This is a genomic window from Bacillus sp. N5-665 (genome assembly GCF_022637375.2).
Lineage (GTDB): Bacteria > Bacillota > Bacilli > Bacillales > Bacillaceae_G > Bacillus_A > Bacillus_A wiedmannii.
In genome coordinates, this window is record NZ_CP093325.1 from 3,322,327 (window position 1) to 3,343,816 (window position 21,490).

General features: G+C 34.3%; 21 protein-coding genes. 3 read left to right on the forward strand and 18 right to left on the reverse strand.

Annotation, left to right across the window (positions count from 1 at the left end; all coding sequences use genetic code 11):
- Positions 1-121: 121 nt before the first annotated feature.
- The 9 genes from MNO09_RS19620 to gntK form a co-directional block, all read right to left on the reverse strand.
- Complete coding sequence (locus tag MNO09_RS19620; protein ID WP_000129148.1) at positions 122-1,633, reverse strand: ABC transporter permease/substrate-binding protein; 1,512 nt, start codon at positions 1,631-1,633, stop codon at positions 122-124.
- Positions 1,634-1,636: 3 nt separating this feature from the next.
- Positions 1,637-2,584 (reverse strand): ABC transporter ATP-binding protein, encoded by a 948-nt coding sequence (locus tag MNO09_RS19625; protein ID WP_000614066.1) that lies wholly within the window; start codon positions 2,582-2,584, stop codon positions 1,637-1,639.
- Positions 2,585-2,684: 100 nt separating this feature from the next.
- A complete protein-coding gene (locus MNO09_RS19630) occupies positions 2,685-3,242 on the reverse strand; it encodes a YdcF family protein (RefSeq protein WP_001045782.1) in 558 nt (185 codons plus the stop codon).
- 79 nt (positions 3,243-3,321) lie between these two features.
- Positions 3,322-3,858 carry an NADPH-dependent FMN reductase gene (locus MNO09_RS19635; protein ID WP_000780363.1) on the reverse strand — a complete coding sequence of 179 codons (537 nt, stop codon included), beginning with the start codon at positions 3,856-3,858 and terminating at the stop codon, positions 3,322-3,324.
- A gap of 146 nt (positions 3,859-4,004) precedes the next feature.
- A complete protein-coding gene (locus MNO09_RS19640) occupies positions 4,005-5,159 on the reverse strand; it encodes a CgeB family protein (protein WP_000420438.1) in 1,155 nt (384 codons plus the stop codon).
- Between the two features lie 34 nt (positions 5,160-5,193).
- Entirely contained in the window at positions 5,194-6,414 is a 1,221-nt protein-coding gene (locus tag MNO09_RS19645) for a tetratricopeptide repeat-containing glycosyltransferase (RefSeq protein ID WP_000526208.1), read from the reverse strand.
- A gap of 272 nt (positions 6,415-6,686) precedes the next feature.
- Positions 6,687-7,583, reverse strand: coding sequence for a phosphogluconate dehydrogenase (NAD(+)-dependent, decarboxylating) (gnd, locus tag MNO09_RS19650; protein ID WP_000765990.1), 897 nt, complete (start codon positions 7,581-7,583; stop codon positions 6,687-6,689).
- An 18-nt stretch (positions 7,584-7,601) separates the two neighbouring features.
- The gene (locus MNO09_RS19655) at positions 7,602-8,951 is read right to left on the reverse strand and encodes a GntP family permease (protein ID WP_000260206.1); all 1,350 of its coding nucleotides are present in this window, start codon (positions 8,949-8,951) and stop codon (positions 7,602-7,604) included.
- 14 nt (positions 8,952-8,965) lie between these two features.
- Positions 8,966-10,504: a gluconokinase gene (gene gntK, locus MNO09_RS19660; RefSeq protein WP_000450012.1), complete on the reverse strand. Its 1,539-nt coding sequence runs from the start codon at positions 10,502-10,504 to the stop codon at positions 8,966-8,968.
- Positions 10,505-11,015: 511 nt separating this feature from the next.
- On the opposite strand from gntK, the gene MNO09_RS19665 reads away from it, so the two are divergent.
- Together MNO09_RS19665 and MNO09_RS19670 are read left to right on the forward strand one after the other, a co-directional pair.
- The gene (locus MNO09_RS19665) at positions 11,016-11,918 is read left to right on the forward strand and encodes an ABC transporter permease subunit (protein ID WP_000902494.1); all 903 of its coding nucleotides are present in this window, start codon (positions 11,016-11,018) and stop codon (positions 11,916-11,918) included.
- The gene (locus MNO09_RS19670) at positions 11,915-12,934 is read left to right on the forward strand and encodes an ABC transporter permease (protein WP_000836586.1); all 1,020 of its coding nucleotides are present in this window, start codon (positions 11,915-11,917) and stop codon (positions 12,932-12,934) included. The genes MNO09_RS19665 and MNO09_RS19670 overlap by 4 nt, the downstream gene beginning before the upstream one ends.
- A gap of 130 nt (positions 12,935-13,064) precedes the next feature.
- Here MNO09_RS19670 and adhP read toward each other — a convergent pair whose 3' ends face one another.
- From adhP to MNO09_RS19695, 5 genes are all read right to left on the reverse strand, one after another.
- Positions 13,065-14,102: an alcohol dehydrogenase AdhP gene (adhP, locus tag MNO09_RS19675; RefSeq protein ID WP_000649116.1), complete on the reverse strand. Its 1,038-nt coding sequence runs from the start codon at positions 14,100-14,102 to the stop codon at positions 13,065-13,067.
- Positions 14,103-14,490: 388 nt separating this feature from the next.
- A complete protein-coding gene (locus tag MNO09_RS19680; RefSeq protein WP_088107135.1) occupies positions 14,491-15,345 on the reverse strand; it encodes a MurR/RpiR family transcriptional regulator in 855 nt (284 codons plus the stop codon).
- 192 nt (positions 15,346-15,537) lie between these two features.
- On the reverse strand, positions 15,538-16,185 hold the full coding sequence (locus MNO09_RS19685) for a response regulator (RefSeq protein ID WP_000694649.1): 648 nt from the start codon (positions 16,183-16,185) through the stop codon (positions 15,538-15,540).
- Positions 16,186-16,199: 14 nt separating this feature from the next.
- A complete protein-coding gene (locus tag MNO09_RS19690; protein ID WP_001008443.1) occupies positions 16,200-17,318 on the reverse strand; it encodes a GAF domain-containing sensor histidine kinase in 1,119 nt (372 codons plus the stop codon).
- Between the two features lie 163 nt (positions 17,319-17,481).
- Positions 17,482-18,375 (reverse strand): mechanosensitive ion channel family protein, encoded by an 894-nt coding sequence (locus MNO09_RS19695; RefSeq protein WP_000055440.1) that lies wholly within the window; start codon positions 18,373-18,375, stop codon positions 17,482-17,484.
- A gap of 254 nt (positions 18,376-18,629) precedes the next feature.
- Here MNO09_RS19695 and MNO09_RS19700 point away from each other — a divergent pair, with 254 nt between their 5' ends.
- Complete coding sequence (locus MNO09_RS19700) at positions 18,630-19,079, forward strand: NUDIX hydrolase (RefSeq protein ID WP_000540502.1); 450 nt, start codon at positions 18,630-18,632, stop codon at positions 19,077-19,079.
- Between the two features lie 35 nt (positions 19,080-19,114).
- Here the strand turns inward: MNO09_RS19700 and MNO09_RS19705 are convergent, their stop codons facing one another.
- From MNO09_RS19705 to MNO09_RS19720, 4 genes are all read right to left on the reverse strand, one after another.
- Positions 19,115-19,663 (reverse strand): cysteine hydrolase family protein, encoded by a 549-nt coding sequence (locus MNO09_RS19705; RefSeq protein ID WP_000816760.1) that lies wholly within the window; start codon positions 19,661-19,663, stop codon positions 19,115-19,117.
- A gap of 114 nt (positions 19,664-19,777) precedes the next feature.
- Positions 19,778-19,972 (reverse strand): hypothetical protein, encoded by a 195-nt coding sequence (locus MNO09_RS19710; RefSeq protein ID WP_078183176.1) that lies wholly within the window; start codon positions 19,970-19,972, stop codon positions 19,778-19,780.
- A gap of 85 nt (positions 19,973-20,057) precedes the next feature.
- Positions 20,058-20,546 (reverse strand): putative periplasmic lipoprotein, encoded by a 489-nt coding sequence (locus MNO09_RS19715; protein ID WP_000713502.1) that lies wholly within the window; start codon positions 20,544-20,546, stop codon positions 20,058-20,060.
- A 259-nt stretch (positions 20,547-20,805) separates the two neighbouring features.
- The gene (locus MNO09_RS19720; protein WP_001105302.1) at positions 20,806-21,453 is read right to left on the reverse strand and encodes a nitroreductase family protein; all 648 of its coding nucleotides are present in this window, start codon (positions 21,451-21,453) and stop codon (positions 20,806-20,808) included.
- Positions 21,454-21,490: the final 37 nt, after the last annotated feature.

A 21,490-nucleotide genomic window follows, 5' to 3' on the forward strand; every position in this document is an offset into this window, starting at 1 on the left:
AAAGAAAATGAAGAAAAATGGAATACTTTTTTGAAAAAATGTATAAGTATGCACAAAAAAACCGTTCATTTTGTAATGAACGGTCATTTCATACATATAAATTTGTATATTTCTTATAAAATTAACGAAGTAAATTCTCTTTTTGTAAAAATTGTTTCGCAACTTCTTCACTACTTTTTCCATTCACATTTACTTCATAATTCATTTTTCGCATTTCTTCATCTGTAATCTTCCCAGATAATGTATTTAATACTTTTTCAAGTTCAGGATATTTCTGTAACGTCTCTTTTCTTAATAGTGGTGCACCTTGGTACGGTGGGAATAACCCTTTATCATCTTGTAGCACTTTAAGTCCATACTGCTCAAGTTCACTATCAGTTGAATATGCATCGATTACGTTAACATCCCCTGATTGAATTGCACTATAACGTAGTTTCGGTTCCATCGTTTTCACATTTAAAAACTTATAGTTATATAATTTTTGCATTCCTTTATAACCGTCTTCACGATCAGCAAATTCTAATGTGAATCCTACTTTAGCATCCTGTGCCATTTTTCCTAAATCAGAAATTGTATTTATATTATTTTGATCTGCTATTTTTTTCGGCATAGCTAGTGCATATGTATTGTTATACTCCATCGGCTTCAACATAACCATATTATATTTCTTTTCCATTCCAATGCGAGCCTGCTCATATACTTCATCCCGATTTGTACTTTTTGGCTCTTCTTTCACGAAAGTAGATAAAGCTGTTCCTGAAAATTCAGGGTATATATCTACTTCTCCTGATTTCAATGCTTCAAATACAAATGCTGTTTTTCCAAGACCTGGTTTTAATTCTACGTGTAAATCGGTATCTTGTTCGATAAGTTGCTTATACATTTGAATTAAAATTTCAGGTTCTGATCCAAGTTTGCCGGCAATAACAATATCTTTCTTTTGTGTGTTCCAAAGAAAGGGAGAAGCAATCATTATACAAGTAATACATATCGTCAATATAATACGCTTAGAAGAGCGTTTTGGACTCTCAAGCACTCTAAGTACTACATCAAAGAATAAAGCGAGTAACGCGGCTGGTACGGCCCCTAAAATGATAAGCGCATGATCATTTCGATCGATACCAAGTAATATGAGTTTTCCGAGCCCACCAGCACCTATAAGAGCTGCTAATGTAGCTGTTCCAACAATTAATACCATCGCCGTACGAATACCGGCCATAATAATTGGTAAAGCAAGAGGAAGTTCTACATTCCACAGTCTTCTCCAGCTATTCATCCCCATAGCTCTCGCTGCCTCGATTAAAGATTCATCTAACTCCCTTATTCCTGTATATGTGTTTCGTAAAATAGGTAATAGTGCATACACAACTAATGCAATAATGGCCGGAAGTTTTCCAATTCCTACTAACGGAATTAAAAGTCCGAGTAATGCCAGTGATGGGACAGTCTGCATAACTGCAGAAGTTCCTATTATAAATTCAGCCATTCGTTGTTTTCTCGTTAATAAAATGCCAAGTGGCACCGCAATAATTACTGCAAAAAATAGTGAAATAAGCGATATTTGTAAATGCTCACTTAATGCAGTTAGTAATTCTATTTTTCGCTCTTGGAACGTTTGTATAAAATCAGTCACTGTTTAGCCTCTTTCCTTCATTTGTTCAACAATGTAATTAACAATATGACGACTTGTTAAAGCTCCAACATATTGACCATTTTCTTCAACTGGAACGACTTCGTCAGCTCGTACACGAATTAATGCTTCTTGTAAAGAAGAATGCAATGATAGTGCATCCCCTTCTATCCGCATACTTTTATCAAGTGGTAATACATCTTCTACACTTTTCCCCTCATACCAAGGCCGCCCACGATTTCCAATGAACTCCTCTACAAACTCATTTTTCGGATTATGTATAATACCTTCTGGTGTATCTAATTGAACAACTTTTCCTTCTTTCATAATACAAATACGATCTCCAAGCGATAATGCTTCTTGCATATCATGTGTTACGAACACAATTGTTTTTTGAATCTTTTTTTGCAATTGTACGATATCCTTCTGAAGCTGTTCCCTACTTAATGGATCTAACGCACTAAACGGTTCATCCATAAGAACGATTTTCGGGTTTGCGGCTAATGCCCTTACGACACCAACGCGCTGCTTTTGCCCTCCTGACAATTCATCAGGCATACGATCGCGATATACGTCTGGATCTAGCCCGACCATCTGTAGCAACTCATCGACACGAGCTTTTATTTTTTCTTTGCTCCATTTTCTCATTTCAGGAACAACTGCAATGTTTTCTGCAATTGTCATATGCGGAAACAAAGCGATTTGCTGCAATACGTATCCTATATTCCAACGCAATTCATTAATATTATATTGTTGAATATCTTTTCCATCGATTAAAATAGATCCTTCAGTCGTTTCAATTAAACGGTTAATCATTTTCATTGTCGTTGTTTTCCCGCAACCACTCGGACCAATGAGAACAAAAAATTCTCCCTTATTAATTTCTAAATGCAATGAATCCACTGCTTTCGTGCCATCTTCATACGCTTTTGACACATGATTAAATTGAATCACAAATACAGCTCCTTTAATGTTGTTTCCTTTATTTTGATGGAATACGGCATTCATTTCAAATGATACGCTTTATAATTAAAAAAGAGCCCACATTTGAGCTCTAACGGTCGAACAATATTGTTTTCATTATTGCAGCATATTCACGTACATACATTTTTTTCTTAGAGCGCATTGGTGTTTCAGCAGCTAGTGCCTCCATCTTCATGCCTAAACGCTTTGCAATTATTTTCGTTCTATATAAATGATACGTATTACTTACAACTACCGCATGTTTCACATCATATAAATCCATACTAAACTTTACATTCTCATACGTATTTGTAGATTGATCTTCTATTAAAATACGACTCTCATCTATACCATGTACCATTAAATAGTTTCTCATACTGTGAGCTTCTGGTATATCTTCGTCTTCTCCTTGACCACCTGAAACAATTACTTTCGCTTCAGGATGGGAAAATAAATATTCCAACGCTACTTCCAAACGGTTTTGTAGAGATAATGACGGTCTATCTCCAAATAACTTTGCACCTAATATAAGAACGTACGGAGAGTGATTACTCAATTTTTCACGAGCAACTTTCTTCATTCGAAACGTCATATAAAGAATGTACAGTGGTGGAAATAATAAGATTATAAGCAAAATCCATTTGTTCATAAATAAGTTTGCACTCCCTTTCTTTTTATTATATAGAAAAAGATAGGAAGGCAGAAGTATTTTTTATACGATTAATTTATCACTCAACTCCTAGTTGTTTTTTCACCTCTTTATATACGCTCATATATGCTTTTAATTCTTTAACTAAATCATGAATTAATGGTTTTGCATCTTCTCCCAGTTCACCGTCTTGTACATGAAGTCCATCAAGCACAACTTGTTTTGGGATTGCATTTGCGTACACCCCTCTAGCAACAATCCGCATATTGTTTAATGCGTTAATGCCACCTTTACCGCCTCCAGCAACTGCAAGTAATGCGACAGGTTTATGAACAAATTCACTACTGCTTAAATAATCTAACGAATTTTTCAACGCCCCACTCATTGCATTATGATATTCAGGTGTACATAGTACTACACAGTCTGCAGTTTTCACTAATGTCTTTAATTTTTTTACCGCTTCTAATTCACGTTGTGATTCTTCCCCGTTATATAAAGGCAGTTCCTCTACTGATAAATCGTATAACTCCCCTTCAAATTGATCAGCAATATATTTTGCCACCACACGAGTTCTACCGAATTTTCTTGGCGTACCGTTAATAACGACTAGTTTCATAATTATTTCTCTCCTTTGTTTTTCAGTTATACTTATATATTATCAGAAATTTCTATACAAAACACAATATAAAGAGGGAACTAGCTTGATAAAATAGTATGATAGACGAAAAAAAGAACTCATACGAAAGTATGAGTTCTTCACAATTACTTTTCCTCCTCTTTATGACACAGTATGCCAATGTTTCCTTTCGCTTCAAAATGGTTATACGCTTTTTCTGCTAATTTAATACGCTCTTCTGGTAAAGCTACATATTTCATAATACTTTCTATTATTTTTTCGTATGGAGTAAACACAATTCCTGGCCACTCTATCTCGTCCTCTCGATTACTATTTTCCGAAATAATAAATTTCTTATTTGCCACCGCATAAGAAACTCGAGGTGTTTCAAGAATGCCTGATAAGTAAAAATGAATATTTAATATAATTTTAGACCTAGCAATCAACTCATTTCTAACAATTCCCCACGCATTATTTTTAAAAACAATATTTAAATTTGGGGCAACTGCTTTTAATTGATCTAAAATAGCTTGCCGCCTCGGATTAAGAGCACCTATAAACAGTATATCGATGTCTTCAGTCACCTCATCTTCAAATGCATCTTTTTTTATTTCCAAAGTTGGGGCGTAGTTCATTCCTACATGTTTTATTTCTGTTCCTACACCTTTTTGTTTTAACCATTCTATATTTTGTTTACTATAATCCCAAATTTTCTTATCTTTTAATAACATTAAATAAAGTGGGTGTGCATAAGGGCTTCCTTCATATAGTTGTTCTAAATTATAAATAATTGCATTTTTCGGAAGTAGATTTGGATTATGTGCATACGTATGCGCTCCAAAAACAATTGTATTTTTCACATTTTCTAGTATTGTTTCTGAAATAATTGCTGTATTTCCCTCCTGCTCCAATCGCCATTTCAAAGCTCGCGCGACATCTATGAAACTACCATACGTCTTTGGGCATATAAAAAGACAATAATCATATTCTTTATTTAAATAAGCTTCCATTAGCCTTAAATTATTTTTATACAAATCCACATCCGGATATTTAAGTAAAAGCTCATTTGCATGTTTTTTTGCTACTTTATATAATCCAGCATAATAAGCAGCAATGCACCTTCTTAATTCAATTCTTTGCCGATGCTCATCTGCTACGTCCATATCTAAAAGAAGATTTGCAATACAATACGCTTTTAAATGATCACGATCATAATAATAATCTAGTAGTGGCATCAATTCTTCATACGTATTTCCATGCACAGATTCCCCTAGTTCTAGCGCCCATCGTATTAATTCCATTATTACTCCACTACTCCTTTAACCAAAATTGTATTTAATAAAATTTCGCATTACTTTCTACCATATTTGCTATATGCAACGGTAACTCTTCTTTTTTCGATTCCAAAAATTTTTGTGACACTGCGCCTAAATGTTTTTTATGCGGTATATAAAAAGCACTTATAGAAATCTCATAGTCAAATAAGTAATCATACACATGATAATCTACAAATAGAAGATCATTATTCGGAAAAGGAACTTCCTTCCCTTGCAACGCATACATCAAAGCAATATTATTTTGAGATTTTAATCGATACATTCTTGCAAGTTGGTATAATGGCTCAGCCCTAGTTGGTCGATATTCCCACGCTTTTTGAAAATAAAGAATTGCTAATGCTGTATATTGTTCTTCTTGCTTCTTCATAGTTTCTTTTTCATCCGCTTCTGTTACTTCATGTTGCTGATTTGCCGAACGGTTTGCTAATTGTTCATAACAAAATCCTATTCGCAATAACGAATAGAAAACTTCTTCAACCCATCCCCCTGCTTCCACTCTTTTTTTGTACCATTTAATCGAATCTTCAAATTGACTTAGATGAAAATAAGTTTGGGCTAAATAAAATAAATATCTTATATGCAAATCAGGCGTTGTTTCTGGATCATTAATCCCTTCTAACAACAATCTCTCATCTCTCTCAAATTTATCAGCTTTACTCCCACCATCCCCAGGGTCGTTAACGACAAGCGTCTCTAACCTTGCTACTCTCGTATTGTAATTCGCACCAACTTTGGAACGATCTATATCCCAATACTCATGAGTAACACCGACAGATTTCCATGGTAAAGAAGCTTTCAAAAGGCGTGTAAGCCAATACTTAATATGAATATCATATTGCAATGTAAGATAATGGTCTTCCGTTAAACTAGTCTTATCAAACTCAGGATCAACTTCTAATATCATATCTGCATCTAATATTAATAAATAATCTGCTTCTGGATATGTTTTTTGTGCCAATGAAACAGCTAAACTTCTGTTATAACCAAAGTTTTTAAATGGTTCATGATGAACTGTTCCTGGGATTTCATTTTCTTTACACCAACTTTCAATAATTTCAGGTGTATGATCAGTTGATCCCGTATCACAAATAGAAACAAAGTCTACAATTGATTTTGTAGCATTTAAACATCTTTCCATAATTCTAGACTCGTTCTTAACAATCATACAAAGACATAACTTTTTTTCTTCCCCTGCATTCTTCACTTGCTCATTTCCCATTTAACCACCCCATATTTTATTAACACGCTCTTTTCATATGTAACACCACTTCATAGCTACACTGATGACATAATCATCCTTTTACTATTTATGAAAATTTCATTTTATTTATTCTTATTTTTATGTTGGGACATCTTTCATGCTTCCTTTTATATTTGATACAATCAGTACAAATAGACAATGATTGAATGGTATTTTTAAATTAGAGATTTCTTACACTATAAAAAAAGAAACTTGCGCCTATGCACAAGTTTCTTTTCAAAAATCATTTCCTATTTTTTCACAACTTCATGTCCACCGAACTGATTACGAAGAGCTGAAACTACTTTTCCGTGGAATGTATCATCTTCTTGAGAACGGTAGCGCATAAATAATGACATCGCGATTACCGGTGCTGCCGCTTGAAGTTCAAGTGCCGTTTCCACAGTCCATTTCCCTTCTCCTGAAGAATTCATCACACCTTTAATACCATCTAGTTTTGGATCATCTGCAAACGCCTTTTCAGTTAAGTCCATTAACCAACCGCGGATAACCGATCCGTTTGCCCATACTTTTGCAACATCTTCATAATTGAAATCAAAATCACTTTTATCTAACACTTCAAAGCCTTCAGCGATTGCTTGCATCATACCGTATTCAATACCGTTATGAACCATTTTTAAGAAATGACCACTTCCGACGCGGCCTGCATATGAATACCCATTCTCTACTGCTAAATCTTTAAATAAAGGTTCTAATTGATCATATATTTCTTTTTCTCCACCAACCATTAAGCAAGCACCGTATCTAGCTCCTTCTACACCACCTGATGTACCGATATCTACGTAATGTAAGCCAAAGCTTTCCGCTTCTTCCGCACGGCGTAACGTATCTTTATAGAATGAATTTCCGCCTTCAATAACGATATCGCCTCCTTCTAATAATGGATATACATCTTTTAGTACCGATTCAACAACTTCTCCCGCAGGTACCATTACCCAGATTGTACGAGGAGCTTCTAGTTCAGCAATCATTTCTTTTAATGTATGACGAGCAGTAATCCCTATTGCACCTGCCTTTTCAACAAGCTCTTTATTAACGTCGTATACAACTACTTCATGCTTGTCTTCATATAAATGTTCTGCTAATGGGAATCCCATTTTTCCTAATCCAATTAAACCTAGTTTCATATTAATCAATCTCCCATTCTATACAAATATATTTAATAACGAAATTAGTCCAAGTGCTACAACAGATAATATCGTCTCCATTGCAGTCCATGTTAATAATGTTTCTTTCACAGTCATTCCAAAATACTCTTTAATCATCCAAAATCCAGAATCATTTACATGTGATAAAATTAATGATCCTGCACCTGTTGCAAGTGCTAGCAGTTCAACATTTACACCTGGTGTACTTGTTGCAATCGGCGCAACAATACCAGCTGCTGTCATCATAGAAACCGTTGCCGATCCAGTTGCAATTCGGATAAGTGCCGCAATTCCCCAGCCTAATAATATCGGTGAAATATGAGATTCTTTCGCCATTTCTGCGATTGTCGTTCCAATTCCAGAATCTAATAATACTTTATTAAATGCGCCGCCTGCACCAATAACTAACAGTATGTTCGCAATAGGCCCAAGGCAATCGTTTGTAAATTGTAATACTTTATCCTTTGAGAAACCTTTTGCATAACCAAGACTAAAGAAAGAGTATATCGTTGCAATTAATAACGCGACGATTGGATCTCCAATAAAGTGCAATACTTGTGCAAGTTGACTTGTTTTGTTTAGTGCTACTTCCGCAATTGATGCACCTAGCATTAGAAATACTGGAAGTAAAATTGTAAACAATGTATTTCCGAAACTAGGAAGCTCCTTCTTCTTATCTCTTTCAATAAATTGCTCCGCTATATCTAATGGTACTTCTTTATGTATACGAGCACCAATCCATTTCCCGTAAAGCGGACCTGAAATGATTGCAGTTGGAAGTCCGACAATTAAAGCATATAAAATTGTCTTCCCTACATCTGCTTTAAAAATACCTACTGCTGCCATCGCTGCTGGATGTGGCGGAACAAGTCCGTGTACAACAGATAAACCTGCTACTAGTGGTATACCAATTGTAATAAGTGATACCCCTGTTTCTAACGCAATTGTAAATACTAATGGAATTAACAGTACAAATCCAACTTGGAAAAACACTGGAATCCCCACTAAAAATGCAACGAACATCATTGCCCAGTGAACACGTTTCTTCCCAAAACGATTAATTAATGTGTTAGCAATTCGTTCAGCACCACCAGATTCGGCCATCATTTTTCCAAGCATCGTTCCTAATGCTAATACTATCGCTAAAAACCCTAACGTATTACCAAGCCCTAGCTTAATAGAATCGATAATCCCTGGATCTTTTGGTGAAGTTCCAATCAATGGCATTCCCATTGCAAGTCCTACACCAATTGCTGTTAAAATTAACGCGACAAACGGATGCCATTTTACTACTGTAATAAGTAAAAGTAGTATGACAACTGCCGCTAGTACGATTCCAACTACCATTTCTCCCAATCCCCCTATTGTTTACGTTGGAAAGCAGCTATACAATCAAATTCTTCTTTCAAGCGATTGTAAAGTCGTTCATACATATAAAACATTTCTAAATATATAGCCGTATTTTCTTTATTCGGTACATGATGATGAACAATATCAATCCAATCCTTTACCTCTTCAAGAGAATCAATTTTTCCTACAGCATATAAAGCAACTGCCGCTGCCCCAAGCGCAGATGCTTCATGACTTTCAGGAACAAGCAATTCTTTTCCCATCATATCGGATAACATTTGTCTCCAAAATGCAGATTTCGCAAAACCTCCTGAAACGCGTATTTCAGTAAGTGGCCCTGTACAATCCCTGATTGCGAGTGCAACAGAATATACGCTCATACAAACACCTTCCATGACTGCACGTATAAAATGTTCTCGTTTATGCTGAAGGTTTATTCCAAAGAATGTACCACGAGCATTTGCATTCCAGTAAGGTGCACGCTCTCCAGATAAAAACGGTAAAAATAGCAATCCACCCGCTCCAGCTGGTACACTTTCCGCATACTTAATTAATAAATCATACGGATCAATGCCAAGTTTTTTTGCTACTTCTTGCTCTGGGCTACCAAATTCATCACGTAACCATCTCAGTAATATTCCGCCGTTATTCGTTGGTCCGCCGATCACCCAGTGCTCGTCTGTTAATGCATAACAAAACGTTCTTCCTTTTTCATCTGTATTAACACTTGATGAAATTGTTCGAACCGCACCACTTGTACCAATTGTAATTGCAGCTGAGCCAGGCGATATTGCTCCAACGCCTACATTCGCAAGAACACCATCACTTGCACCAATAACAACTGGCGTATCTTCACGAATGCCCATCTTTTGTGCTAATTCAGGTTTCATACCCGATAAAATATATGTAGTTGGCACAGGTTTTGATAATTGTTCTGGTGACATATGTAACATCGTTAAAACATCTTCATCCCAGTTTAATGTTTCTAAATTAAATAACCCAGTAGCAGATGCTATTGAATAATCCACTACGTAACGTGAAAACAATTGATAAATAACATATTCTTTAATGGAAATAAATTTATAAGCGCCCCTATATAATTCTGGCTCTTCCTCTTTCATCCACAATAATTTAGAAAGCGGCGACATCGGATGAATTGGTGTGCCCGTTCGTCTATAAATGTCATGCCCATTCATATGTTGTAATAATTTTTCCGATTGTTTCGTACTTCTATTATCTGCCCAAATGATAGAACGCGTTAATGGTGCACCGTTTTCATCTACTGCAATTAATGCGTGCATTGCTGTACTAATACCGATTGAAGCAATATCTTCTGGTAACACGTTACCTTTTTCAATGGCAACGCTTACAGTTTTGTATACAGCAGCACATATTACATCAGGATCTTGCTCAGCCCATCCGACCTTTGGTTGAATAATTGGATAATCAACTGCATGTGATGCAACGACTTTTCCTTTTTCTGTGAACACAACCGTTTTTGTACTTGTGGTACCGATATCAATCCCGATTACTCTCCCCCTTGTTTCCATGCGAATCTTCCCTTCGTTTCTAGTAAAATACGAACTAGTAAACCGTTTACATGAATTAGTATATAAAATTTTTTTCATTAATCAAGTTTTAAAAAGAAAATTTTTTTCATAACAAAAAACAAATCCCCTCATTCCATTTCACTTACATACTAAATTTAGCTTTTACGTGCGGTAAAGTTGCATTATATTCGTTTCGCAACACATTCTTTTTCTTTCATTAACAACACATATATAGTCCTTCCGTACTTTCTACTCATTTGTCTGAAAAATGAGTTGTACAGCAACTACCTCCGCAATGGAAATTTTGTGCACTTTGCTCGTTTTTATTGTATTAAGTTCACTCTTCCTTTTATCTTAATAGTCTTAGAGTGCGGATCCTACTATCACTTTATTAACTTGTAAATATATGTTCCATACTATAAAATCTAATAGTATTTATATTTTTCAGAAAAATAAAACAATATTTTAGACTTTATTGTATAATGTTGTAAAAAGATGTCGGAGGGATTTAATGTTACATAAAATATCTCAATTCACAATTAAGCTTTCATCAATTCTTTTATCACTGTTACTATTATTAAATTTACCTTATTTATTTATCACTCAACAAGGATTCACCTTTCAACCAATTTATTTTTTTAACCAGATCGTTACTATGTTAAAACAGGTTTTCTCACCTGAATCATTGTTGGTTATAGGATCAGACCCAAAGTTTGGTCATTTAAAAACAACACCATTATTTCCAACTGTTTTAGAACCTTACCTATATTCGTTTATTATATTATTCGTAGCCTTTTTGCTTGCGCTCTTTATCTCATCTAGCATGGCATTTTTTTATTTTTTAGCAAAAGATTATATAAAAAAATGGATAAACCGAATTGTGTTCATATTAGAAGCTGTCCCTGATATGATGATGATGATTTGTTTACAAATATTTTTCATATGGTTACTGCGGAAATTCGGGGAATTACCTGTCACCATTATTTCTTTTAATGAAAATCGAGCTTATTTACTCCCTATTTTATCTTTAGCTGTCTTACCTACATTACAAATGTTTCGGATGATGGTGTTATACATAAAAGAAGAACATGGAAAACATTATGTAGAGGTTGCATATGGAAAAGGGTTTTCATCAAGTTATATACTATGCATTCATTTATTCAAAAATATATCTATCCACTTCTTCCACCATTTAAAAACGATTTTTGTTTTCTTACTTTCTAACTTATTCATTTTAGAATTTGTTTTTAATATGCAAGGCATTATTCAATTTTTATTTAAAAAGGCGTTTATTTCACCTCCGGCTGCATTTATTATACTTGTCATGATTATCTTACCGTTTTATGCCATTTTTCAAATAATCTCTTTCATGATGAATAGATGGCAAAAGCAATTGAAAGGAGCAGCTTTATGAAATCTATTTGGAAATCAAAACGCTTTTTAATCGGCTTTACTTATTTATTCATACTTGTTTCAGCTAGTTTTATTTATAGTTGGTTCTTTAAAGATAACATCCCAAAACCTCCTCAGTTACTTTACAATGACAATAACGAATTACTTGGAAAGGCCCCCTTTCCACCATCGTTAATACCGCCTTTTGGATCTGATCGTTTTGGAGAGTCTGTTTTCTTACAAATTATAGAAGGAGCAAAATTCACTATCTTATTAGCTGTGGCAATTAGCTTCTTTCGAATTTTATTCGGAACATGTATAGGAATTCTCTTAAGTTTATATGCTCCAAAATTCAAGAGATTTTTCCAGGCATGCTCAGAAGTGTTTTACTATATTCCTACTTTATTTATCGCATTTATACTCATCACGCCCGTTAATATTGTAATCATATCAAATGCTGATAGATTAGATCCAAATATTTCATTTGCGTTTTATCAAGTACTCGTACTTATTTTCGTCGCTCTGCCTACACTTTCTTTATATATATCCTCAGAGGTTGATGAATTTATGAAACAAGATTATATTTTAAGTTCACAATTACTGGGTGCTAGCCGTTTTCATATTATCAAAAAACACTTACGAGTCTTATTACTTGACCGCTTATTTGTGTTATTTATGGAACATATCGTCCAAACTCTCATACTCGTTATCCATTTAGCGTTGCTTGATATTATAATTGGTGGGATACAAATGCGTGAACTCTATGACGGAGTACTCAAACCTGTTTCTCTATCGAATGATTGGGCAGGCCTTATTGGATTAAATCGTTATGAAATGAATATTTCATGGTGGATTATTTTGTATACTCTCGTTTCATTCTTTATTACGATTCTATTTATTAAGCTTATGACAATCGGGATTCAAGATGCACTGAAAGCAAGAGATTCGCAAGTTGTAGCAATTCAAACCGTTCCAAATCATAAAAAATTTGTTAAAAGTAAAGACTCTTTTTCGTTTGTAGATAAAGTGAATCTTTAATCATTTCTCATTAATCGGCATTGATATAAAAGAAGCTGATCCCTATTGAATACAGGGATCAGCTTCTTTATGCCGTCTAACTTTTTTACATGTCCTTTGCTAGACTCATGCTTTTTATATTTAAAGTGAATTATTTACAATCACAATTATGCTGTTTAAAATCGATTACCATACGTCCTTGAATTCTGCCTTGTTCCATTTCTTCGAATACATTTTGTACTTTATCTAGAGAACAAGTTTGAACAACCGGCACTACTTTTCCTTCTGCACCGAACATGAACGCCTCCTCTAAGTCTTTACGAGTACCAACTAGAGAACCAACTACTTCAATTCCATCTAGTACAAGTCGCGGAATGTTTAAATCCATAGTTTCTACTGGTAAACCTACTGCAACGACTTTACCACAAGCACGTACTGCATCAACTGCTGAATTGAATGCTACTTTAGAAACGGCTGTTACTACAGCAGCATAAGCACCACCAAATTCATCTTGAACAATCTTATCAGCAGGACCTTGAGAAATTGGATTGATAGTCATATCCGCACCAACTTCTTTTGCTAACGCTAATTTATCGTCATTAATATCTACTGCAATTACCTTTGCACCAAATACGTTTTTAGCATATTGGATAGCTAGGTTACCTAATCCACCACAACCATAGATGACGATAGGTTGACCAGGTTTAATGTCTGATACTTTTATTGCTTTATATGTAGTTACGCCCGCACATGTGATTGATGATGCTTGAGCAGGATCTAATCCTTCTGGTACTTTCACAGCATAATCAGCTGTAACAATACATTGTTCTGCCATACCACCATCGACTGAATAACCAGCATTTTTAACTTCACGGCAAAAAGTTTCTCTACCAGTTATGCAATATTCACAACGCCCACAAGATTGGAACATCCATGCAATACTTACACGATCACCTATCTTTAGTGAAGTAACATCATCAGCAATTTTCGTAACAATACCTACACCCTCATGACCAAGAATACGGCCATCTGTGTTTCCAAAATCATGATTTGCAACGTGTAAATCAGTATGACAAACTCCACAATACTCTACATCTACAAGCGCTTCACCTGAGTGTAACGGACGTAATTCTTTTTCAATAACTTCAATGTTTGCTTTACTATTTTTATTAACTACTACTGCTTTCATATATGATCTCCCCTTTAGTGTTTTAGAATTTTAATGAGTACATCTCAAATCTTCTGTCTTCACTGATTTGGCTAATCATTATGCCAAATTTAAATGTTCAATCATCATTACACGTTCATCATAACATGTAATTTTAAAAGCTTATTGTTAAATATTGAACAATATTTGAATTATTAACCAAATGTTTTCTTACTATATTTGAAGGGAAAACTGAGATTTCATCTATGTATCGTTTATTAGAATTCAAGACGCGGAGTAATAAATAAAAATTTTTTTAATATAGGAAATTATTATCATCATATTTTCAAAAAAATTATAACGAGTAAACCTAGATTATATATCATCAAACTATTGACGAATATAAAAAGCCCTTCAACTGAAGGACTTTTTATATTCGTTTCATCGAAATTGTTTCACGTATACTTTGTAAATTTTGCAACGTTTCTTCTTGGCGTTGTAACGATAACCCAACGTATAATGTATCTAACAAACTTAACTGTGCTAATCTTGATGAACTTGCTTCTGTACGGAATTCTGTCTCACGTGTTGAGGTATACAAAGTAATACCAGCAAGTTGACTTAATGCTGATTTCTGATAGCTCGTAATTGCAATAATGTGAGCTCCCCTTGCTTTTGCTACTTCTAACGCTTCTAGTAACCCTTTATTGCTACCAGAATGAGAAATTGCAATTACCACTGCTTCTTTAGTAAGTAAACCCGCACCCATAATTTGAAAATGTGAATCTGTATGAGCAATACAAGAAATACCCGTTCTCATAAATTTATGATATGCATCCCTCGCAATAATACCAGAACCACCATTTCCATAAAACTCAATACGACTTGCATCTTGCAATACCTTTACGGCTTGCTCTAGCGCTGTATCATTTAACAAATGCAATGTATCTTGCAGTCCTGTAATATGCGAATGAAAAACTTTTTTAGCAACTGTTACCATACTATCTTCTGCCGATACTTCTTCATGAATATTTTGCATAGGAGTATGTACAATTTCACGAGCTAATGTAATCTTTAAATCTTGAAACCCTTGAAAACCGAGGTGCTTACATAAGCGGAATATCGTAGCTTCAGAACTATTCGTAACTTCAGCTAATTCTGTAATAGATTTATGTACAACATCTTGTGGATGTTTCAATATATGTTCGGCAATACTTCGCAATTTCGGTGATAAACCGTTTAACGAAGCTTGAATTTTTCCAATCCCACTTCTTGTAACTGGCATAGCATATCTTCCCCTTCCATCGTAGTTTTATTGTACCTAATTATAGAAAGAAGAAAAACCTTTATTTAGCACTACTATAAATTGAAACTTTAATCAGTGAGAGTATTGTACATCTACCACTAATTATAAGCCCGCAAATAGCATGATAAATTTTAAATACTCCTATGTATTCTGTCGTAATATGGTACATAATTATTCATACTTATTATTTCCCCCGTGCTTCACCGCATATAATGCAGCTTGCGTACGATCATCTACTTCCAATTTAGCTAAAACATTTGAAACGTGTGTTTTCACAGTCTGTTCTGTAATATGAAGCTCTGCTGCAATTTCTTTATTACTTCGCCCTTTCGCAATTTCACGAAGTACTTCTTGCTCTCTTTTCGTTAACATGGAAAAAGGGTTCTCTTTTTCTTTCTTGACTGCTGATTGTCCGAATAGTGCTGGTGTTACTTTCGGATGAAAATTCGCATTTCCTTCATGTACTGCAATGATAGAAGCAACAAGTTGCTCTGGTTGTACTTCTTTTAATTGATAACCATCTGCTCCAGCTTCCAGTGCTGGTAAAACATAATCTTGCTCTGAAAAACTGCTTAATATAAGTATCTTTATTGTTTCATCATATTGTTTTATCCGTTTTGTTGCTTCTATACCATCCATCTTCGGCATTGATAGATCCATTAATACTATATCTGGTCTTTCCGTTTGAATGAATATTAATGCCTCTTCACCATTTTCTGCTTCCCCAACTATTTCAAATTCTTCTCTCGTTTTTAAAAAGAATACAAGTCCTCTTCGAACGATATGATGATCTTCAACTAGTAGTAATTTAATCTTCAATCTTCTTCTCCCCTTTAAACCGGCAATTGAATTTCAATTTTCGTACCCTTTTTCAGCTCAGTTTTTATTTGAAATGATCCCCTCATTAACTGAATACGTTCCTTCATACTTTTTAAACCGAGCGCTGACTCTCTTACGTGATCTTGTATAAATCCTATTCCGTTATCCTCTATGTAAAAATACAACTGGTTATTTTCTATTTTTAAAAGAACATTTACCTTTTCACATGAAGCATGTTTTTTACAATTATGTATTGCTTCTTGACTAATACGCCATAAAACTTCTTCTATTTCATCTCCAATTGAAACCATACCATCAATTCGAACTTCCACGTGGATCCCTAACAACTTTCCGTAATTTTTAATTGCTTCTGCTAAACCTTTCTCTAATCCTTCCGGTCTTAATTGCCAAATTAAAAGTGTCATTTCTTGTAATGCTTCCTGTGATAATTCTCCAATATAGCTCAACATCTCTTGCAAGTCTCTATCTTGCGTCATATTTAAAGTACCTTTTGCTGTTAGCATAATAGAAAATAACAATTGTTTTACTGAATCATGTAAATCACGTGCAAGTCGATTTCTTTCAGCTACCACTACGTATTTACGTTCTTTCTCTACTAACTGAATACGTTGTATTGTCGTTCCTATTTGAAATGTAATTGATTCTAGTAATGCTAATTCTTCCTCTGAAAAATGTGTTTTTTGAGGTGAAGCCACATTTAATAGACCAAACTTCTCCGATCCAGACCTAAGGGGAATTGTCGCATGATGCGTAACATCTTCGGTCTCTCCCCAATTACATTCAATCGCATCCTCTATCCGCTTACATTCAATAATATTTGTTGCTTTTTCTAATCTCCCATTCACAAAACGCTCTACACACCAGCAATCTCCTTCACACATCGGCTTCTTCTCTTTCCATGTAAGAGCCGGTGGTAAGTTTTCATCTACAAGCATACGGTGCTTTCCACTTTCATCGATAAAGAATATCCACCCTGTTTGTAAATTCATAACTTGTAACAATGTATGTAACACTTTTTCTAACATGTCCTGTAAGTCTGTTGCTTCATTTAATAATTCAGCAATTGCTTTTAATGCTTCTAAACGATGCATCTCTTTTTCTTCAAAGTTCATTTTCATCACCAACTACCATTATAACATTAAGAAATTTCTAAATTCTACAAATAAAGAAAGAACCGCATTCCTTCAGTTCTTTCTTTAAATTAATCATTTTATTATTGTGTTTCTATCCAATATTAAAAACAGAATTTTGTTAATAAACTGTTCTTGTTCTTCTTTAGCTGTCCGATAAAGATTGTCCACCATGGTTATGCTGTAAACTTTCAGTAGTAACGACCATATTTGCTGCTGGCATTTGCACTTGATTCTTATGGAACATAGACATTAATTCAAACCTTACTTGTCTAGAAGTTTCAAAATAATCTTCTGGCTTTATTAAACCTGTAATACAAAATTCATATCCAACATATTTAAGATTCGGGTTTAAATCTGTGACACCAACATATTTAAACGGTTCAACAGCTTCATCCTCTACTTTATAAAGACTCGAAGCCAATTTTTCATTACAATTAACACAAACTTCTTCTAACAATTCCTTAACTCTTGTAGGATCTTCCTGATAACTTACCGTAATCCGTTCAATTACGCGCATCCATCCTTTATTAAAATTTTGTATCGTCCTAATCTCTCCGTGTGGTATCGTAAGAAGTTTTCCCGACCATTCACGAATTTGCATAAAACGAATACTAATTTCCTCAATCGTTCCTGAATTTGTTCCGTTAAAAGTAACAAAATCGCCAACACGAAACTCTTTGTCCGCTAATCTCGCAAAGCCTAATATAACATCTTTTAACATCTGTTGTGCAGCAAAACCAATAACAACTCCCGCTATCCCTGCACCTGCAATGATACTTTTTATATCTACAAATTGGCTAATTAAATATATGATTAGACTGATGATAATGATATATCTAAAAATAGATCGAATCACACTTTGAATCGTTTGCTCTACCTCTTCATCAAAAAAGCTTGATTTCCTAAAAAACCAATCAATAATGCGGTTAATTACAAAAGAGATAATGATTAGTACTAAAGCAAATAGTAAAAATCTTAAAAGTAAAAACTCTCTTACATAATTAAAAAATTCTTCAGTATACGTTAATAAACTCATCCATCCACACCCTTAACTAATGAAAATTTCATGAAAAACTAATTTATTGTCATACTTTTTGATTTCCTTAAAACTTGTTACACTTTCTTCTATAAATATACCCTTTTTTATTATCTAAAGGGAGATAACAATAGAATTTTTTATAAATGACTTTATGTTAAGACCTCAATACTTACCTAAACAAAAAGGGGAATATTAACACAACGCCGAATTGTTCATTTGAAAATATTTTGACTCGCGGAGGTTAACTAACAATGGGCTATATCGAAGAACTAAGAGAAGTTATTGGATCAAGACCACTCAATCTAGCTGGCGTTGCTGTAGCTGTTTTCAATGAACAAGGACGAATATTACTACAACAAAGGCGAAATGGTGTTTGGGGTGTTCCCGGTGGATTTGTTGAACTTGGTGAATCAACAGAAGAAGCCGGAAGACGTGAAGTTCTTGAAGAAACAGGGATTGAAATAGGAACTTTACAGTTAATACATGTATTTTCCGGAAAAGAATTTTTTGTAAAATTACCGAACGGAGATGAATTTTACCCTATAACAATCGCATACCTTTGCAAAAATATTACAAGTGGTACGTTAAAAGCTGATGGGTTTGAATCATTGCATGTACAATTTTTTAATTTAAATGGATTACCAGAAAAAATTAGTCCATTCATAAAAAAACTAATCGAGCAAAACGTCGTCACAATTTAAACGAAAAAAGAGACCTTTTTAAAGGCCTCTTTTTTTCACTTCACTTCTGCATGTAAGCATGACTTAAAATGTCCAAGTGCAAATTCATGTCCTTGCGCATTAAAAGATGCAACTGCCTTTTCATAAACTACAATTTTAAATCCTTTATTATAAGCGTCTACTGCTGTGTGAAGAACACAAATATCAGTACAAACACCTACAAGATGAACTTCTTCTATTCCTCTTTCTCTTAACTTCATCTCTAAGTTTGTTCCTGCAAATGCACTATATCGTGTTTTATCCATATAATATACATTCTCTGCATTTTTATATGTTTCGTACACATCTTGTAATTCACCAAACAAATCACTTCCATTTGTACCAGCTATATTATGAGGCGGGAATAACTTTGATTCTGGATGATATACATCGTTTTCTTCGTGTTTATCGATCGCAAAGACAACATAATCTCCATTTTCAATATATTGCTTCGTTATATGGACAATTTCCTTCTCAATTTCTTGTCCTGGTTTCCCGCAGGTTAAAGCACCTTTTTCAGCTACAAAATCATATGTATAATCAATATTAATAAGCGCTCGTTTCATAACTACTATCTCCCCTTCTTCTGTTTCACAGTAAACAATAGAAAATTTGTTATTACGACATCGTATGTACTATTCGACATTTCAAATGAAATACCTACATTTTTCATGTAAAACTTACCTTAATCTGAGTTTATCATATGATAGATAAACAATGGTAAAACAAATAGCTCCTATTAACAAATCATGAATTTGTTCATTGAGCGTAATTTGAATTACTTCTTGTATCATAAACCAAATTAATGACATCGTTATACGAATAAAGACGATACGAATACACCGATTCACATCTTCAGCCTCTTTCTCTGTCATAGTAGAAACAAGTGATTTACTATGACATCCTCTAGTATAAATAAAAAAGTACACTACTTTTTGAGTAATGTACTTTTTATTCTTCTTAAGACGCAGGTTTTGTTTCAAATGTTGCTTGATTAAAACTAATAACCTTTCCTTTCGGGTCATTGTTTTCATACTGAACTGCAGTAACCGTATGATTACCTGTCTCAAGCGCCTTTTCTTTTAATTGTACTGTTGTCTGTGTTGTACTAGTGACTTGATGTTTATCTGCATATACTTGATCTACAAATATAAATGTTTCTTTATCGTTTTGAAAATTAGAAAGCTCTAATTCAACTTGCTGAATTAAAGTATCCTTTTTGATGAACACAGCCGGTATATTGCCATTTTCAGAGGTGCCATCTGGAGTAATAACTTTCACTTTTCCTTCTCCGACTGGCACCGCTCCTTCAGGAAATACAACTATATTCTCATTACTTGCGTTTACAACTTTTTCTTCCTGCTTTGATTGTGTGCCCTCTTTTTCCTGTGGAGTACCGCAACCAACTAGTAACAATACAGACAATCCAGTGATTATGAATTTTTTCAAAATTCATCCCCCCTGTCATTTCATTATAATTTATTATACAAAAATAACTTTTAAATTTTAAAACTAATTTTAAAACTTTCATGAACAAATAGAATCTTGCCCACGATTAATGTATCATATTTTCCTTAATAGAACATTAATTTTTTTTATGAAATAAATAGTAATTCCCTCTTATCTATCATTTTAGCCCAACAAATTAATTACATACCTGTCCAAAATAAAAAGACATTGTTCATTCAATGTCTTTTTATTTTAGGCTTTAAAAAACAAATGTTGTAATCTCATCTACTTCTTTTCTTGGAAGTTTCTTCGGCTTATCTTTCGGAAAACCGAGTGAAATAACCATATTTATTTGTTTTTCAGGCTCAACTTGTAAATATTGTCGTAGTTCATCTTGAGCTAACAATACCGGTCCTGTCATCGGGCAAGTACCAAGCCCCTTTGCATGTGCAGCCAGCATTAAATTTTGTGCCGCTAAACAGCTACTCTTAATTCCTTCTTCTTCCCAAACTGAATCTGGAACAAAAGCAATTGGATCAAATATCTTTTCACGAAACTTTGATTCATATGGTGTTGCCAAACATACGATTAATACTGGCGCCTCCGAGAAAGCTGTTGCATATGGTCCGAAAGAACGTGTAAGTAATTTCCCTGCTTTCTCTTCTCCGTTTTCTGCCGCTTTTGCCGCAAGTTTATGTAATGCATCCCATGTCATTTGTTCAATTTCTTTAATTTTCTCTCGGTTCATAATGACCAAGAACTCCCAAGTTTGTGAGTTTGTATCACTCGGTGCATAACGAGCACAATCAATAATTTCTTTTATATCACTAGTGGATACTTCTTGTTCTGTGAACTTCCTAACACTTCGTCTACCGTGAATTACTTCTTTAAAATCTTCATAATTCATACATTAAATCCCCTTTTTACAGCGTTTTCAAATCTTG